General features: G+C 36.1%; 13 protein-coding genes. 1 reads left to right on the top strand and 12 read right to left on the bottom strand.

What is annotated here, in order from left to right:
* Positions 1-97: 97 nt before the first annotated feature.
* Positions 98-964, top strand: a complete 867-nt coding sequence (locus EXIGUO8A_RS10800; protein ID WP_159303120.1) for a lysophospholipid acyltransferase family protein — start codon at positions 98-100, stop codon at positions 962-964.
* 2 nt (positions 965-966) lie between these two features.
* Here EXIGUO8A_RS10800 and EXIGUO8A_RS10795 read toward each other — a convergent pair whose 3' ends face one another.
* The 12 genes from EXIGUO8A_RS10795 to rpsD all read right to left on the bottom strand — a co-directional run bounded on the left by EXIGUO8A_RS10795 (position 967) and on the right by rpsD (position 14,239).
* On the bottom strand, positions 967-3,135 hold the full coding sequence (locus tag EXIGUO8A_RS10795) for a xanthine dehydrogenase family protein molybdopterin-binding subunit (protein WP_159303119.1): 2,169 nt from the start codon (positions 3,133-3,135) through the stop codon (positions 967-969).
* Between the two features lie 3 nt (positions 3,136-3,138).
* Positions 3,139-3,630 carry a (2Fe-2S)-binding protein gene (locus EXIGUO8A_RS10790; RefSeq protein WP_159303118.1) on the bottom strand — a complete coding sequence of 164 codons (492 nt, stop codon included), beginning with the start codon at positions 3,628-3,630 and terminating at the stop codon, positions 3,139-3,141.
* 9 nt (positions 3,631-3,639) lie between these two features.
* A complete protein-coding gene (locus EXIGUO8A_RS10785) occupies positions 3,640-4,251 on the bottom strand; it encodes a hypothetical protein (RefSeq protein WP_201304113.1) in 612 nt (203 codons plus the stop codon).
* 106 nt (positions 4,252-4,357) lie between these two features.
* Complete coding sequence (gene ctlX / locus EXIGUO8A_RS10780) at positions 4,358-5,287, bottom strand: citrulline utilization hydrolase CtlX (RefSeq protein ID WP_159303117.1); 930 nt, start codon at positions 5,285-5,287, stop codon at positions 4,358-4,360.
* Positions 5,288-5,327: 40 nt separating this feature from the next.
* Entirely contained in the window at positions 5,328-6,242 is a 915-nt protein-coding gene (locus EXIGUO8A_RS10775) for a dimethylarginine dimethylaminohydrolase family protein (protein ID WP_159303116.1), read from the bottom strand.
* Between the two features lie 93 nt (positions 6,243-6,335).
* Positions 6,336-7,622 carry a citrate synthase gene (locus EXIGUO8A_RS10770; protein WP_116770442.1) on the bottom strand — a complete coding sequence of 429 codons (1,287 nt, stop codon included), beginning with the start codon at positions 7,620-7,622 and terminating at the stop codon, positions 6,336-6,338.
* Between the two features lie 115 nt (positions 7,623-7,737).
* A complete protein-coding gene (locus tag EXIGUO8A_RS10765) occupies positions 7,738-9,273 on the bottom strand; it encodes a glycogen synthase (RefSeq protein WP_159303115.1) in 1,536 nt (511 codons plus the stop codon).
* Positions 9,274-9,392: 119 nt separating this feature from the next.
* Entirely contained in the window at positions 9,393-10,685 is a 1,293-nt protein-coding gene (eno, locus tag EXIGUO8A_RS10760; protein ID WP_159303114.1) for a phosphopyruvate hydratase, read from the bottom strand.
* Between the two features lie 102 nt (positions 10,686-10,787).
* Positions 10,788-11,915, bottom strand: a complete 1,128-nt coding sequence (gene carA, locus EXIGUO8A_RS10755; protein ID WP_159303113.1) for a glutamine-hydrolyzing carbamoyl-phosphate synthase small subunit — start codon at positions 11,913-11,915, stop codon at positions 10,788-10,790.
* A 94-nt stretch (positions 11,916-12,009) separates the two neighbouring features.
* Positions 12,010-12,564 (bottom strand): 50S ribosomal protein L17, encoded by a 555-nt coding sequence (rplQ, locus tag EXIGUO8A_RS10750; RefSeq protein ID WP_159303112.1) that lies wholly within the window; start codon positions 12,562-12,564, stop codon positions 12,010-12,012.
* Positions 12,565-12,623: 59 nt separating this feature from the next.
* Entirely contained in the window at positions 12,624-13,616 is a 993-nt protein-coding gene (locus EXIGUO8A_RS10745; RefSeq protein ID WP_058103813.1) for a DNA-directed RNA polymerase subunit alpha, read from the bottom strand.
* A gap of 17 nt (positions 13,617-13,633) precedes the next feature.
* Positions 13,634-14,239, bottom strand: a complete 606-nt coding sequence (gene rpsD, locus EXIGUO8A_RS10740; protein WP_116770438.1) for a 30S ribosomal protein S4 — start codon at positions 14,237-14,239, stop codon at positions 13,634-13,636.
* Positions 14,240-14,308 lie beyond the last annotated feature (69 nt).

Raw genomic sequence — 14,308 nt, 5'->3', positions numbered from 1 at the left:
TATTTTTTTATTCTTTAGAGTAATATCCATTTTATTTTCACGACTAGTATTGTAAGCGTTTTTAGGCAGCATCAATCACTATCATAATTTTTTGAAGATGAAATACTTACGTTTCTTTCCATTTTATGTATTGTCAATTTTACCTTTTTGGGCATTATACATCATATCTGACATCACTTTTTTCTTAACGTACTACGTACTTGGATACCGAAAAAAAGTAGTCTGCAAAAATCTACATGTAGCGTTCCCCGACAAGACAGAAAAAGAAATCAACAGCATCGCAAAAAAATTTTACAGGCATTTCTGCGACATGTTCTTTGAGGCGATTAAATTATTGACCATTAAGCCAAATGAAGTTCAAAACAGGTTTAAAATCAACAACCTATCCCTATTGACCAATCACCTAAAAAACAATGAAAATATTATGCTGTACACCGCACACCAAGGCAATTGGGAATGGCTTACTACAGTACCTTTATTTCTAAATGTAAACTGCAATACTTTATACAAACCATTATCTAATACCTATTTCAACGATTTGTTCATATTGATGCGAGAACGTTTTAATGTTCATTGTATTCCTAGTAATGAAGGATACCGCCATTTACTTCATTTAAATAATAACAACATCGTTTCCATGAACTGTGTCATTGGCGATCAAAGTCCGTTAGGAAAATCCGGCAAGCAGCAAACCATATTTTTTAATCAGCAAACCTCCTTTTTTACAGGTGCTGCCAAAATAGCCAAGAAAACAGATTCAGCAATATTCATTCCCTATCTAAAGAAAATAAAACGCGGATCCTATGAGCTTTTCTTCGAGAACATTGTTAACCAAGCAGCCACTTTAAACGAACAGAACATTATTGATTTATATGCCAATAAGTTGGAAAAGGTCATTGAAAAATACCCTGAATTGTATTTATGGACTCACAAAAGATGGAAGCGTGACGGGATTACCTATTAAAATTATGATTCGGTAGAAAGTTTAAGTGGCAACTGTGTCAAGCGTTCGCCCGTTAATCTTCTAACAGCATTGGCAATTGCAGCACCAATAGGTCCTAATGGAGGCTCCCCTACAGCACCTGGAGTATCTTTTCTTTGTAATAATACCACATCTATTTCTTTGGGGGCATTCTTCATCAATGCCATTTGATATGGACCATAAATGGTTGGAGTCAACTCGCCATTCTCAACGAACATTTGCTCATAAAGTACAGCACTCATGCCCATAATAACACAACCCTCGCACTGCGCTCGAATTTGATCCGGATTTACAGCCAAACCAGGATCCATGGCAACCGTTACTTTATGAACTTTAATTTCATTATCGACAATAGAAACTTCAGCCACTTGGGCACAAGGGGTATTTGCATCTATAGACGCTGCAAAGCCCATAGCACGACCTTCTACAACCTCTTCTGAATATTTTGCTTTTTCAGCTGCTGCCTTAATAACATTTTTTAAACGAACATCAATATCTTGCTCTCCGATTTGCTGTAACCTAAAATCGACTGCATTTTTGTTTCCTTTAAGCGCCATTTCATCAATAAAACTTTCCATAGCAAAGGTATTTGCCAACAAACCTAGGCTACGCCACCAGCTAGTGGCAAAAGGCAGCTCAACGTGCCAATAAACCGACTTGAAATTAGGTATGGCCGTATATTGTATGAATCCGCCCCGTATGGCACCAACATCAGCACCAAGAAAGTTTGTAAGTACATTTGGAACCAATGCCGAATCTGTAGCAACATCACCACTCACAAATTCATGCTCTAGCGTATCTAAAAATCCATCCGTATTTAATTTACCTTTAATAATATGATGTGTTGGCGGGCGAAACATATCATGCTGAAATTCTTCCTTTCTACTGAAAAAGTATTTTACCGGTTTACCCACAGCTTTAGACATTACCGCGGCTTGCACTGCATGCGGTGTATGTAACCTTCTACCAAAACCACCCCCTAAATACGTAGGCACAATATTCACTTGTTCGGTATCTAAACCTAACCTTTTGGCAACTTCTTTTCTGGTAAGACTAACTACCTGTGTAGAAATTTTAATAATTGCGTTATCCGATTCCACCGAGGCTACAACACCATTAGGTTCAATTTGCGCATGTGCCCCAATAGGACTTCTAAATTCCAAGGTTTCAAATTCATCATCCTCATCAAAAGCAGCTCCATTTTGTTGTATTATAGTAGAATTACCATTACCGACCGTCATCATTTCGGTTATGGCAGTAGTATCTAAATCCTCAATACTATTCCAAGTTACCTTGATTGCATTTTTTGCATGCTCTGCCTCTATCATAGAATTGGCTACAACTCCTACAAAGTCATCTTCAACGATTATTTTAATTACCCCGGGCATATTTTCAGCTCCAGACGTATCTGCACTAACGAAGGTAGCTCCAATTTTTGTTGGTCTAACTACTGCCCCATAGAGCATACCCGGCATATCGGCATCCATACCAAAAATAGGATCACCATATACCTTAGCTTCCAAATCTACTCTAGCAATAGGCTGACCAATATACTTATAGTCCTTTATATCTTTTAAAACAGGTGCATCTGGCACTTCCCATTGTTCTACTCCTTCCGCTGCCTGAGCATATGTCAGCGTTTTGCCGTTACCCGATATTATTCCATCCGCTACCGAGAGTTCATCGACCCCAATATTTAGTTTAAGTGCAGCCTCTTTTAAGAGCATAACCCTTAACATTGCAGCAAGCTCCCTGAGCGGTTTCCATAATCCAGAAATAGACGTACTACCGCCAGTAGCAAAACTATCTACATTACCGGTAGAAGAAGCTGCATGAACCACTTTTATCTGATTCATGGTGACAGAAAGTTCATCGGCAGCCATTTGGGCAATACCGGTAAACGTACCCTGACCCATTTCCATTTTAGGAGAATGTAAAAGAATAGTATTATTAGATGTAACCTCGAACCAAACCATAGGCTTGTCGGTATTATCGGTATAGGGTGCCTCTAAAGAATTTACCATTCCTAAAATCTGTCGGCGTATGGGGTTTCTAAAAATATATGCACCTATAGCTACAACACCAATGGTTCCCAATCCACCACGTACTAGAAACTTACGCCTAGAAACTTTTTTTTTACTTTTATCAGCCATTGATTACAGGGTTTTAGATTCGTTCATAACCTTACCCGCTTGCAATTCCGCCGCCTTATGTATCGCCTTTCGCATTCTGTAATAGGTGCCACAGCGACATACATTGATAATATTCTTATCTATATCCTCATCTGTTGGTGTAGGAACTTTATTCAACAATGCGGCCGTTGCCATCATAAATCCAGGTTGACAATATCCACATTGCGGTACAATCTCCTCTATCCAAGCTTGTTGAACAGGATGTGGGTTTTCTCTGTCTCCCAACCCTTCAATAGTAGTTACTTCTTTACCTTCAGCAAATTTAACGGGATAGGAACAAGACCGAACAGCCTCACCATCTACATGTAAGGTACAAGCCCCACAAGCCGCTTTTCCGCAGCCAAATTTTGTACCCTTTAAGTTTAATGTATCTCGAATTACCCAAAGTAAGGGCGTATTTTCATCTGCTATTTCAAGAGCTTTTATTACTCCGTTTACAGTAATGGAAATTTTCATAAAGTTTATTTATTTAGAAGGAATGACCGCTCCGTTAGCAAACCAATTTTCAACTGCTATTTTAAAATCTTCCTTTGAAACCGGTGGCAATGTACGTTGTTCTCCATCGGCGTCTACCCCAGGTTCCCATGCCCAAAGCACCAGGTCATCTTCTGTCATATGTTTTATTAAATCTTCGTGACTTCTATTGCCGTTCATACTTTTGTCCAACAAACGCTCTGCGATTTCAGTTCTTGTAAGTCCTTCCCAAGCCATAGAGGCAGGCGCCAATGCCCAATGTGGTGCACCAGGAACCCCTGAATTCATATTATTTTCAGATTGATGACACGTATTGCAAGTAGTAGCTTCAAAGCCATGGTCATCTTCACCTCTTGCCATACCAAAATAGTGCGGATGACTCTCATCTCCTTGCTTAGGAATATGGTCACTAGGGTGACAATTCATACATCGTTGATGGGTAAGCACATCCATCATCTTGTTGAAGTCTTCATTACCCTGTTGATTTTGAAGTTTTGTTTTCTCTACAATTTCATAACCAGATACCTTAGGTGAATTCGCCGATACGAATATCAACCCTAAAATTGAAAATATCGAAAAAATATAAATTGCTCTTAACCTCATAAAGATCTTTGATAGATAAAACTTTCAATCTCTATGAAGATAGCAAATACCGTTAACAAATGTTAGCCTATTAAATTTAAATATTTCAATAGGCCAACACGTATTATTATGCTTTAGGAAGAAAAACTTCAGCCATCATACAACGGGCACTACCACCTCCACAGGTTTCAATAGTATGCAAAGAACTATGTAGAATACCACAGTGTTTCTCTATTTGAGCAATCTGATCTTTAGTCAAACTATGATATGCCGCCGAACTCATAACCATATATCTTTTATCATTACCACCTAAAACCTGCAACATATTACCAGCAAAATGATGCATTTGCTGTTCTGTAATGGTAATGATTTCTTTACCATCTTTCTTAAGATGGTCCAATACATTCTTTCTTTCCTTTTTATCATCTATGGAGTCCGCACAGATAACAACAAAATTTTCTGCCAATGCCATCATTACATTAGTGTGATATATAGGTAGCCTTTTACCGTCTACAGATTGATTCGCTGTAAATATTACCGGAAAAAAATCAAAATCTTCACAGAACTCTATAAACAACTCCTCGTCTGCGCGTTCAGAAAGTGCGCAATATGCTTTTTTATTTACCCTGTCAATAAGAATACTACCGGTACCTTCAAGAAACAATTCTTCTTCTTCGGCAGAAGTATAATCGATAACATCATTTATTTTAAACCCGTTCTCTTCTAAGATATCGAAAATATCGTCTCGGCGCTCTTCCCTTCTATTCTCCGCAAACATTGGGTAAACCCCTACCGTACCGTTTGCATGAAAAGAAATCCAATTATTTGGAAAAACACTATCTGGAGTATCAGGTTCTTTGGTATCCTGCACAACAATAACATTAACGCCTTTATTTTTTAATACGGATACAAATGCATCAAACTCTTCTTGAGCTTTTCCATTAATTTCTTGATTCTTCATATCAATATCTTCCATAAAGTAGTTGTTGACAGCGGTCTGTTCATTCATTCTGAATGAAATAGGACGAATCATGAGTATTGTATTTGTAATTTGCATAGGGGTACTAATTAAGTTGTTACTATTTTTGAATTATTAATTAATCTCTAATTAGGGGCAACGTACTACAACGAAGTAAGCCTTCTTGTTTTGATATCTCTGCATACGGAATCTCTTCTACCGTAAAGCCCTGTTCGCGTAACCAATTGTTAAGTCGGGTAAAGTTTTGTTCAGATACAACCACGTCTGGTGAAATAGAAAAAACGTTACTGTACATATGGTACATTTCCACAGCATCGATTTCAAAAACATTCTCTTTACCAAAAAAGTCTACCAACCACTGGTACTCCTCCTCTACCAGAAAACCATTTTTATGAATGATAGCTTTCCCCTTACCTAAGGGTTGAAAACAACAATCTAAATGCAAGGCATTGTCTTTAGCTACGGTATTGGATTTACGCAACTCAAATGATTTGATTGTTTTGTGAGGAAACTGTTTGGTCAAATATTCAACAGCAGCCTTATTTGTTCTTGCCGTAATATATGAAGGGTAATCATCTGCGGTATACGTACCAACGAAAATATAATCATTCCAAGGCATTACATCACCACCTTCTACATGAACATCATCTGGCGGTGTTAGAATATTATCATCGTCTATTTTATCCAGAACATGTAAAATAGCCTCTACCTCTTGTTCTCGATCAGGCAAGATATTGGCTTTTATCAATTTATCTTCAATAACAAAAGCGATATCTCGGGTAAATATCTGATTACAATCTTCAAGAACCTCGGGTCTAAAAACCTTAACATCATATTTTTCAAAGACATTTTTAAAAGCTTCCATTTCTTCAATCATATCGGCTTCCAAGGGATAAGTACCCGCCTTAATATGTTCTTTGGATTTTGGGTCATAAGCTTCCTCTAAAGTAGGTGTTGGTCCCGAACTTTTCGCGATACCCAGCACAACCGCCTTTAAAGGTGAAATTTCATCATTGATATTTAATTGTAACATAAGTCTATATTTAAATATGAATTAAAATATGGCACAAAAAAAAGCTCCTTTAAAAATTAAAAGAGCTTTTGTTTTTTTATTAACGGTAGCAATCTACCTTTTGTCAAGTTCAACAAAAGATCTTAAATTTTCACCTGTATATACTTGTCTTGGTCTACCAATTGGTTCACCTTTCAATCTCATTTCTCTCCATTGTGCAATCCACCCTGGCAATCTACCCAATGCGAACATAACCGTAAACATTTCTGTTGGTATACCCAAAGCTCTGTAAATAATACCTGAATAGAAATCTACATTAGGGTATAATTTTCTATCAACAAAGTACTGATCTTCAAGTGCTTCTTTTTCTAAACCTTTGGCAATATCAAGTATAGGATCATCAATACCTAAGTCTGCCAATACCTCGTCTGCTGCAACTTTAATAATTTTGGCACGTGGGTCGAAGTTCTTATAAACTCTATGTCCAAAGCCCATTAGCCTGAATGGGTCAGACTTATCTTTTGCTTTAGCCATGTATTTTTTAGTGTCACCACCATCAGCTTCAATAGCTTCAAGCATTTCTAACACCGCTTGGTTGGCACCACCATGAAGTGGTCCCCAAAGCGCTGAAATACCAGCAGATAAAGACGCGAATAAACCAGCATGTGAAGAACCTACGATACGAACAGTACTCGTAGAACAGTTTTGTTCATGATCTGCATGTAAGATCAACAACTTGTCTAATGCCTCAATAACAACCTTGTTCTTTTTATAATCTTGATTAGGACGCTTGAACATCATTTTATGAATGTTCTCAACATACCCTAAACTATCATCTCCATAATCTAATGGAAGACCTTTCTTTTTACGTAAAGTCCAAGCTACAAGAACCGGGAATTTTGCAAGAATACGTACAATTGCATGGTACATATCTTCATCTGAACTTACATCAACAGTAGATGGATTAAATGCAATCAATGCACTTGTCAAAGAAGACAAAACACCCATTGGGTGTGCAGACTTTGGAAAACCGTCCAAAATCTTTTTCATCTCCTCATCTACGTGAGACTCATCTTTTATATCCTTATGGAACTTTGCCAGTTCTTCTTTGTTAGGTAAGTTTCCAAATATTAAAGCATATGCAACTTCTAAGAAATCTGCCTTCTCAGCTAACTCCTCAATTGAATATCCTCTGTAACGTAAAATTCCTTTTTCGCCATCTAAAAAAGTAATAGCACTTTCACATGATCCTGTATTTTTAAAACCCGGATCAATGGTTATCATTCCTTTGGTTGCAGAACGCAAAGATTTGATATCTATTGCAAGTTCATCTTCGGTTCCCTTTATTACCGGAAACTCATATTTTTCACCATTATATTCTAAAATAGCTTTGTCTGACATTTTTAATTTTTACGTTTTAAATACTCCTCGTAAAGTTAACAAAACAGGATTGGTCTACCAATTTCAAAAATCTGTTTTGGGTAAAATTAACAATAAGTACTATGAATAGCTTTCATTACAACAGATATAGTGACTCATAATACGCATCTAAAGATTTTCCCCAAGTAAAACGAGCTTTTTTTGCGTTCGCTTTTATCTTTTTCCAAGTGACTTTATCATGCTCCCAAATGGTCAATGCTTCATCGAAGCTTTTCACCATGTTACTTATCTGTTCATCATAGGTATTTCCGCTAAAAGCGAAACCTGTTTTCAAGTGATCTACGGTATCTTTTAGTCCGCCTGTATGATGCACCAGGCAAGGATTTCCATTTCTCATCGCCAACATTTGACTTATTCCACAAGGTTCAAACAAACTTGGCATAAAATAGAGGTCGGTTTCCAAATACATAGAATCGATCAAATCTTCCGACTGCCCGTTGGTGAATACGAAATTTTTATGATGGTAACTCATATGACGAAAAAATTCCTCATAATCTGGGTCTCCGGTCCCTAAGAGCATAAATATACCATCTACCTCATTCAACCTTACCAACATTTTTTCAAATGCTTCAGGTGAGCGCTTTAAAAAATAAAATTTCTGCTCTGTAAGTCTTGCTACACTAGACACTATAAATTTAGGTCTATTGCCTACGTACTGCATAATCTTTTCCCCGGTATGTGCTAAAAAATCTGCTTTATATTTCTTTGAGTTTTCTTGTAGCCATCTAAATAACGCTTTAACCGTATTCCTATAAAGAAAACCTTTTTCCGCAACTCTTATATTACCATAGTTACTAGCATTTAAAATACCAAAGAGACGACCTTCATTATCCGCATTCAACAAATCATTTTCTAAACTTTCACCACCTATAAACTCTGGTCTTCTACTAGATAAAAGTACATCTTCTTTATATGAAGGAGATACCGTATGCACGGCATCTGCCAAACGAATACCAACTGCCATTAAATTAATACAATCATGATATCTAGAGTCCATTAAGGCATTGTGATCCAACTGTATTTCTGGAAACCAATTGTTCACAGAAGCATAATTATTATAAAAAGGACGGATACCCTGTATTGCCAAATTATGTATGGTGTAGACATATCTCATCTTTTTCAAATCACTATAATTTGGATGATAAGTCTTTATAAACAAAAGTGCCGCAGAATGCCAATCATGTAAATGCACTATATCTAAATCTCCAAAAGCACCAATTTTAATAGCTTCTGCAGTAGCGGTACAAAAAATGACAAATTTTACAAAATCATTAAAAAATGGTTCTGTAGGGTCATCATGATAAATATGTGCAATACCACCTTCTACTATTTCTGGATGATGAATAACATAATGTGTTATATTCTTATCTACTCTTTTTGGAATAACCTCGTACAACTCTGCAGTATAGGAAACACCACGAAGGCTAAACTCTAATTTGGTTTTGAAAATTCCATTCTTATGTAATCTAGAGTAAGAAGGCACAACCACGTGAACCCTATCTTCTCGTTTCGAAATCTCCCTAGGCACATCTCTTACAACATCACCCATTCCACCCGCTTTACAATCTGGAATAGCATCGTTTTCTGCTGAAACAAAAAGAAAATTATTCATACGCTAACAAAGGGGTATTATTATTGGTTTATTCTCAAAAGGTAGTTAAAGTTTTGAAGTACGCCAAAAAAAAAAGCCTTTCTCGAGAGAAAGGCTTAATTATATATTTCGCATCTAAATTAACCTAATTTAAAGGCTTTTTCTTGTGGATAGTAAGCCATGCTACCTAACTCTTCTTCTATACGAAGTAGTTGGTTATATTTAGCCATACGATCAGATCTTGAAGCCGAACCGGTCTTAATTTGACCTGTATTCAACGCTACTGCTAAATCAGCAATAGTATTATCTTCTGTTTCACCAGAACGGTGCGACATTACTGAAGTATAACCTGCATTTTTAGCCATATTCACTGCAGCTATTGTTTCTGTCAAAGTACCGATCTGATTTACCTTAATCAAAATTGAGTTTGCGATCCCTTTTTCAATTCCTGTAGACAAACGTTCAACATTGGTTACAAATAAATCGTCACCTACCAATTGTACTTTATCTCCAACTTTTTCAGTTAAAGCTTTCCAGCCATCCCAGTCATTCTCATCCATACCATCCTCAATAGAAATAATAGGATATTTGGCACTTAAATCTGCCAAATATTGTGCCTGCTCTTCAGATGTTCTAATTACACCAGATTCACCTTCAAACTTAGTGTAATCATATTTACCATCTACAAAGAATTCTGCAGCAGCACAATCTAAAGCGATCATAACATCATCACCTAATGTATACCCAGCTTTCTCAACAGCTTTAGCAATAGTATCCAAGGCATCTTCTGTACCACCTGCAAGGTTCGGAGCAAAACCACCCTCATCACCTACTGCAGTACTAAGACCACGGTCATGTAATACTTTTTTAAGGTTGTGAAAGATTTCAGTACCCATTTGCATTGCGTGAGAAAAGCTTTTTGCTTTTACAGGCATTACCATAAACTCTTGAAATGCGATAGGCGCATCTGAGTGAGAACCACCATTAATAATGTTCATCATTGGTACAGGAAGTGTATTAGCACTAACACCACCTACATATCTAAATAACGAAAGACCAAGTTCATTAGCAGCAGCTTTAGCAGCAGCCAAGGAAACACCTAAAATTGCATTAGCGCCTAATTTAGATTTGTTTGGCGTACCATCTAAATCGATCATTGTTTGATCCAAAAGATTTTGATCAAACACACTCATACCCAATATCTCTTCTGCAATTATGCTATTTACGTTATCTACAGCCTTACTTACACCTTTACCCATGAAAGAATCACCACCATCACGTAATTCAACAGCTTCATGTTCACCGGTAGAAGCTCCAGAAGGCACTGCAGCTCTACCCATTACACCATTCTCAGTAACTACATCTACTTCTACAGTTGGGTTTCCTCTAGAATCTAAAATTTGTCTTGCGTGAACATTTAATATTATACTCATTTTTAATCTTTTTATTTGTTGTTTGTAAAAAAGTAAAGATACAAAACAGGGAAATCACTGGGTTTGTTTGAACCCAAGATTTCCCAATTAAATAATGTTTATTTAAACTATTTCGTTATGTTTTGAACTTTTCTCGATCAATTTGAAAAAATCATCAAACAGATAATCGGCATCGTGAGGACCAGGACTAGCTTCTGGGTGATATTGCACAGAAAAAACATCCTTATTCTTCATTTTTATACCGGCAACCGTTTTATCATTTAGATGCGTATGTGTAATCTCTAAATTGGTATTTGCTTCGGTTTCCTCTCTGTTAATTGCAAATCCGTGATTTTGTGAAGTAATTTCTCCTTTACCAGTTATCAGATTTAAAATCGGATGATTAATTCCTCTATGACCATTATGCATTTTATAGGTTGAAACACCATTTGCCAAAGCTAAAACTTGATGTCCTAAACAAATTCCAAAAAGTGGTTTATCTGTTTCTATCATTTTCTTAACAGCAGTAATAGCATCAACTAAGGGCTCTGGATCTCCAGGACCATTAGATATGAAATAAGCATCAGGATTCCAAGAAGACATCTCCTCAAAACTACTATTGTAGGGAAACACTTTTACGTAAGCGCCTCTTTTTACAAGATTTCTTAAAATATTTTTCTTGATTCCAATATCCAATGCAGCTATTTTAAAGGTCGCATTTTCATCCCCTACAAAATAAGCTTCTTTGGTAGATACTTTAGAAGCAAGCTCCAGTCCTTCCATGCTTGGAACTTCACTTAAACGCTTTTTTAAATCTTCTACATTATCAACCTCAGTAGATATTACCGCATTCATGGCTCCATTATCCCTAATATAACTAACCAAAGCACGTGTATCTACATCAGATATTGCAAAAAGTTCATTTTGTTCTAAAAAGCCTTGAAGACTGTCATCTGCCAAAGGTCTAGAATATTCATAACTAAAATTTCTACAAACCAAACCAGAAATTTTTATGGATTCCGATTCTATTTCATCTTTGTTTACACCATAATTACCAATATGCGCATTGGTAGTAACCATTATCTGACCAAAATAAGAAGGATCTGTAAAAATCTCTTGATAACCGGTCATGCCCGTATTAAAACATACCTCACCAAAAGCAGTACCTTCCTTATCCCCTACTGACTTACCATAAAAGATAGTTCCGTCGGCAAGTAATATTAGTGCTTTTCTCTTTGCTTGATATTTCATTTTGTACTTATAATTTATTCGTTAACAAAAAAACATAAAAAAAGGATAAGCTAGAAAGCTTATCCTTTTTCATTATTAATATTTATTGACAATGTTATTCCTTTGAATCATCTGTCTTAGCTTCTGTATCAGTTTGTGCTTCAGCTTCAGGCTTTGCTTCTTCTACTACTTTATTTTCTTTCTCTGCAGAAGTAGCTTCAGTATTAGTAGAACCAGATCTTCTACTTCTTCTAGTAGATTTTTTCTTAGGTTTACCAGCATTGTACAATTCGTTGAAGTCAACCAATTCTATCATTGCCATATCAGCGTTATCACCTAAACGATTACCTAACTTGATAATTCTAGTATAACCACCTGGTCTGTCTGCTACTTTTTCAGAAACAACACTGAATAATTCAGTAACTGCATTCTTATCACGAAGGTTTTTAAAAACGATACGTCTATTGTGTGTACCTTTTTCAGCACTAACGTTGTTTTCTGCTTTTGATTTAGTAATCAAAGGCTCAACAAATTGTTTTAAAGCTTTTGCTTTTGCAACAGTAGTGTTGATTCTTTTGTGCTCGATCAAAGAACAAGCCATGTTTGCTAACATTGCTTTTCTGTGAGCAGTTTTTCTACCTAAGTGGTTAACTTTTTTACCGTGTCTCATGTTTTTGTTTTATCATCTTGCTACCAAACTCGATAGAACGAGGAGCAAAATATGATTATTTAATCTTTATCTAATTTGTATTTTGATAAATCCATACCAAAACTTAAACCTTTGTTTATAACAAGTTCTTCAAGTTCCGTTAAAGATTTTTTACCGAAGTTTCTAAACTTCATTAAATCGTTCTTATTGAAAGAAACTAAATCACCTAAAGTATCTACTTCAGCTGCTTTTAAACAGTTTAGTGCACGAACAGAAAGGTCCATATCTACTAATTTAGTTTTCAATAATTGTCTCATATGTAAAGACTCTTCATCATAAGTCTCTGTTTGAGCAATTTCATCGGCTTCTAAAGTGATACGCTCATCTGAGAATAACATGAAGTGATGAATAAGAACTTTTGCCGCCTCGGTCAAAGCATCCTTAGGATGGATAGATCCATCAGAAGAGATTTCAAAAACCAATTTTTCATAATCGGTTTTTTGCTCTACACGAAAGTTTTCGATACTGTACTTTACATTTTTTATAGGTGTAAAGATAGAATCAACAGCTATAGTACCTAATGGAGCACCAGATTTTCTGTTCTCTTCAGCAGGTACATATCCTCTACCTTTCTCAATAGTAATCTCCATATTGATGCTTACCTTAGCATCCATATTACAGATAACTAAATCTGGATTCAGTACTTGATATCCAGAAATGAATTTTTGAAAATCACCGGCAGTCAATTGATTCTTTCCACTAACAGAAATTGAAACAACTTCAGCTTCAGAATCTTCTATTTGTTTCTTGAAACGTACTTGTTTCAAGTTTAATATAATCTCTGTTACATCTTCAACAACGCCAGGAATCATAGAGAACTCATGCTCTACTTTATCTATCCTAACCGAAGTAATTGCATGCCCTTCTAATGAAGACAGCAATACTCGTCTTAATGCATTCCCAACAGTTAATCCATAACCAGGTTCCAAAGGGCGAAATTCAAACTTCCCTTCGAAATCAGAGGAATCGATCATTATTACTTTATCGGGTTTCTGAAAATTAAATAATGCCATAATTGGATCGTTGTTGTTTATTTAGAGTATAACTCCACAATTAATTGTTCTTTGATATTTTCTGGAATTTGCATTCTTTCAGGAATTGAAACATATGTTCCTTCCTTCTTTTCGCTATTCCAAGAAATCCACTCATACACCGCATTGTTTGCAGCTAATGAATCTTGTATACTTTGTAATGATTTAGATTTCTCTCTAACACCAACAACATCTCCTGCTTTTAATGAATAAGAAGGAATATTAACCAACTCACCATTAACCGTAATGTGTCTATGAGAAACCAATTGTCTTGCACCGCTTCTAGTTGGAGAAATACCCATTCTGTAAACTACGTTATCTAAACGAGACTCACATAATTGAAGTAAGATTTCACCAGCAACACCTTCTTTTCTTTTTGCAGTCTGGAATAGGTTTCTAAATTGCTTTTCTAAAATACCGTAAGTATATTTAGCTTTTTGCTTCTCCATTAATTGAACAGAGTACTCAGATTTTTTACCTCTTCTTCTGTTGTTACCGTGTTGTCCTGGAGGGTAATTTTTCTTTTCGAAAGATTTATCGTCTCCGAAAATTGCTTCGCCGAATTTACGAGCGATCTTTGATTTTGGTCCTGTATATCTTGCCATTTTCTAAAAATTTGAAAGTGAGATTATGAATTAAGGCTTATCCTTCGATAATCGTAATTACACTTTCGG

The sequence above is a fragment of the Maribacter litoralis genome (assembly GCF_902506355.1).
GTDB classification, from domain to species: domain Bacteria; phylum Bacteroidota; class Bacteroidia; order Flavobacteriales; family Flavobacteriaceae; genus Maribacter; species Maribacter litoralis.
Note: the sequence above shows the minus strand (reverse complement) of the source record. Positions and strands in the feature narration are given on the sequence as shown.

Coding starts and splice junctions, on each gene's coding strand:
- EXIGUO8A_RS10800 (WP_159303120.1), top strand. CDS start 98: ATGAAATACTTACGTTTCTTTCCATTTTATGTATTGTCAATTTTACCT.
- EXIGUO8A_RS10795 (WP_159303119.1), bottom strand. CDS start 3,135: ATGGCTGATAAAAGTAAAAAAAAAGTTTCTAGGCGTAAGTTTCTAGTA.
- EXIGUO8A_RS10790 (WP_159303118.1), bottom strand. CDS start 3,630: ATGAAAATTTCCATTACTGTAAACGGAGTAATAAAAGCTCTTGAAATA.
- EXIGUO8A_RS10785 (WP_201304113.1), bottom strand. CDS start 4,251: ATGAGGTTAAGAGCAATTTATATTTTTTCGATATTTTCAATTTTAGGG.
- ctlX (WP_159303117.1), bottom strand. CDS start 5,287: ATGCAAATTACAAATACAATACTCATGATTCGTCCTATTTCATTCAGA.
- EXIGUO8A_RS10775 (WP_159303116.1), bottom strand. CDS start 6,242: ATGTTACAATTAAATATCAATGATGAAATTTCACCTTTAAAGGCGGTT.
- EXIGUO8A_RS10770 (WP_116770442.1), bottom strand. CDS start 7,622: ATGTCAGACAAAGCTATTTTAGAATATAATGGTGAAAAATATGAGTTT.
- EXIGUO8A_RS10765 (WP_159303115.1), bottom strand. CDS start 9,273: ATGAATAATTTTCTTTTTGTTTCAGCAGAAAACGATGCTATTCCAGAT.
- eno (WP_159303114.1), bottom strand. CDS start 10,685: ATGAGTATAATATTAAATGTTCACGCAAGACAAATTTTAGATTCTAGA.
- carA (WP_159303113.1), bottom strand. CDS start 11,915: ATGAAATATCAAGCAAAGAGAAAAGCACTAATATTACTTGCCGACGGA.
- rplQ (WP_159303112.1), bottom strand. CDS start 12,564: ATGAGACACGGTAAAAAAGTTAACCACTTAGGTAGAAAAACTGCTCAC.
- EXIGUO8A_RS10745 (WP_058103813.1), bottom strand. CDS start 13,616: ATGGCATTATTTAATTTTCAGAAACCCGATAAAGTAATAATGATCGAT.
- rpsD (WP_116770438.1), bottom strand. CDS start 14,239: ATGGCAAGATATACAGGACCAAAATCAAAGATCGCTCGTAAATTCGGC.